General features: G+C 63.9%; 2 protein-coding genes. Both read left to right on the plus strand.

All coding sequences use genetic code 11. The features are described 5' to 3' along the window. Positions 1 to 79 precede the first annotated feature (79 nt). Complete coding sequence (locus tag JOZ76_RS03455) at positions 80 to 1,267, plus strand: acetyl-CoA C-acyltransferase (protein ID WP_291697227.1); 1,188 nt, start codon at positions 80 to 82, stop codon at positions 1,265 to 1,267. A gap of 130 nt (positions 1,268 to 1,397) precedes the next feature. Continuing rightward, entirely contained in the window at positions 1,398 to 2,588 is a 1,191-nt protein-coding gene (pimC, locus tag JOZ76_RS03460) for a pimeloyl-CoA dehydrogenase large subunit (RefSeq protein ID WP_291697228.1), read from the plus strand. The last annotated feature ends 289 nt before the right edge of the window (positions 2,589 to 2,877 follow it).

Below are 2,877 nucleotides of genomic sequence, written 5' to 3' on the forward strand. Positions count from 1 at the left end.
GAAAGCTGTCGCGCCATGAATTGCGCAAGCAGCAGACGATGCCCTTGCAACAACCCAAACTCGCAACAGGAACCTCGTCATGACCGACGCCGTCATCGTTTCCACCGCCCGCACGCCGATCGGCAAGGCCTATCGCGGCGCGCTCAACGTCACGGAAGGCGCGACGCTGCTCGGGCACGCGATATCGGAGGCGGTCAAGCGCGCTCACGTCGATCCCGCAGAAGTCGAGGATGTGGTGATGGGCGCCGCGTTGCAGCAGGGCTCGACCGGCAGCAACATCGCGCGCAAGGCGCTGCTGCGCGCCGGCCTCCCGGCGAGCGTCGGCGGTACCACGATCGACCGGCAATGCGCCTCGGGGTTGCAAGCGATCGCGCTCGCCGCGCGCTCGGTGATCTTTGACGGCGTCACTGTGGCGGTCGGCGGCGGCGGCGAATCGATCTCGCTGGTGCAGAACGACAAGATGAACACGTTCCACGCCCAGGATCCGGCACTGCTGGAGATCAAGGGCGAAGTCTACATGCCGATGATCGACACCGCGGAAGTGGTCGCCAAACGCTACAACATCTCGCGCGAAAGGCAGGACGAATATTCGCTGGAGAGCCAGCGCCGCACGGCGGCCGCGCAGCAGGGCGGCAGGTTCAACGATGAGCTGGCGCCGATCACGACCAAGATGGCGGTGACCGACAAGGCGACCGGTGCGGTCTCCTTCAAGGATGTCACGTTGTCCAAGGACGAGGGTCCGCGCCCCGAGACGACAGCCGAAGGCCTGGCCGGGCTGAAGCCGGTGCGCGGCGACGGATTTTCCATCACCGCCGGCAATGCCAGCCAGCTCTCGGATGGTGCCAGCGCGACCGTGATCATGAGCGACACGGAAGCCGCGCGGCGCGGGCTGACGCCGCTCGGCATCTTCCGCGGCTTTGTCACCCATGGCTGCGAGCCCGACGAGATGGGCATCGGACCGGTGTTCGCGGTGCCCCGGCTGCTCAAGCGCCACAATCTTTCAATCGACGATATCGGCCTCTGGGAACTGAACGAGGCGTTCGCGGTGCAAGTGATCTATTGCCGCGACAGGCTCGGCATCGATCCCGAAAAAATCAACGTCAATGGCGGCGCGATCGCGGTCGGCCATCCCTATGGCATGTCGGGCGCGCGGCTCACGGGGCATGCCCTGATCGAGGGCCGCCGCCGCAAGGCGAAATACGCCGTCGTCACCATGTGCGTCGGCGGCGGCATGGGCGCGGCCGGGCTGTTCGAGGTGGTGCATTAGGATACGCGTCATTCCGGACAGGCGCGAAGCGCCTGATCCGGAATCCAGAAGTTACTACGTCGAGTTCCGGGTTCGCGCTTCGCACGCCCCGGAATGACGAGATGAAGGTCATCGCTCACAGGAGGATCCGATGGATCTCGCTTTCACGAAAGAAGAGCAGGCGTTTCGCGAAGAGGTGCGGGCGTTCTTCCGCGACAACGTGCCGCCGGAAACGCGGCGCAAGCTGGTCGAAGGGCGGCATCTGTCCAAGGATGAGATGGTGACCTGGTGGCGCATCCTCAACAAGAAGGGCTGGGGCGTCTCGCACTGGCCGAGGGAATATGGCGGCACGGGGTGGAGCTCGGTGCAGCACTATATCTTCAACGAGGAGCTGCAGATGCACCCGGCGCCGGCGCCGCTCGCCTTCGGCGTCAGCATGGTCGGTCCGGTGATCTACACCTTCGGCAACGAGGCGCAGAAGAAGCATTATCTGCCGCGCATCGCCAATGTCGATGACTGGTGGTGCCAGGGCTTTTCCGAGCCGGGCTCGGGCTCCGACCTCGCCTCGCTGAAGACCAAGGCCGAGCGCAAGGGCGACAAATACGTCATCAACGGCCAGAAGACCTGGACCACCCTTGCGCAGCACGCCGACATGATCTTCTGCCTGTGCCGCACCGATCCCTCAGCGAAGAAGCAGACCGGCATCTCCTTCATCCTGGTGGACATGAAGAGCAAGGGGATCACGGTGCGGCCGATCCAGACCATCGACGGCGGCCATGAAGTCAATGAAGTCTTTCTCGACGACGTCGAGGTGCCGGTCGAGAACCTGGTCGGCGAGGAGAACAAGGGCTGGGACTACGCAAAATTCCTGCTCGGCAACGAGCGCACCGGGATTGCGCGCGTCGGCGTCTCCAAGGAGCGCATCCGCCGCATCAGGGATCTCGCCTCCAAGGTCGAGTCCGGCGGCCGTCCGATCATCCAGGATCCGGCATTCCGCGAGAAGCTTGCGGCCTGCGAGATCGAGCTGAAGGCGCTCGAGCTGACGCAGCTGCGCGTCGTCGCCGATGAGGGCAAGCACGGCAAGGGCAAGCCGAACCCGGCCTCCTCGGTCTTGAAGATCAAGGGCTCGGAGATCCAGCAGACCACGACCGAGCTGCTGATGGGGGTGATCGGCCCGTTCGCCGCGCCGTACGACGTCCATGGCGACGAGGATTCCAACGAGACGATGGACTGGACCGCGCAGATCGCGCCGAGCTATTTCAACAACCGCAAGGTCTCGATCTACGGCGGCTCCAATGAGATCCAGCGCAACATCATCACCAAGGCGGTGCTGGGGTTGTAACGGCGTAGGACAAGGAGGAACGGACGTCGTCCCCGCGAAGGGCGGGGGACCCAGTACGCCGCGGCGGTTGTCATTGACGACAAGCGGCCGTGGTTACTGGATCCCCGCTTTCGCGGGGATGACGGCGGAGGACGAGGCGACGGCAACCGAATTGCTCGCGCTGATTTGGAGAGAGTGACGCACATGGATTTCGATTTGTCCGAGGAGCAGCGGCTGCTGAAAGAAAGCATCGACGGGCTCTTGACCGATGCCTACGATTTCGACAGCCGCAAGAAATACATGACCGAAA

The sequence above is a fragment of the Bradyrhizobium sp. genome, assembly GCF_019244115.1.
Lineage (GTDB): Bacteria > Pseudomonadota > Alphaproteobacteria > Rhizobiales > Xanthobacteraceae > Bradyrhizobium.

Coding starts and splice junctions, on each gene's coding strand:
- JOZ76_RS03455 (WP_291697227.1), top strand. CDS start 80: ATGACCGACGCCGTCATCGTTTCCACCGCCCGCACGCCGATCGGCAAG.
- pimC (WP_291697228.1), top strand. CDS start 1,398: ATGGATCTCGCTTTCACGAAAGAAGAGCAGGCGTTTCGCGAAGAGGTG.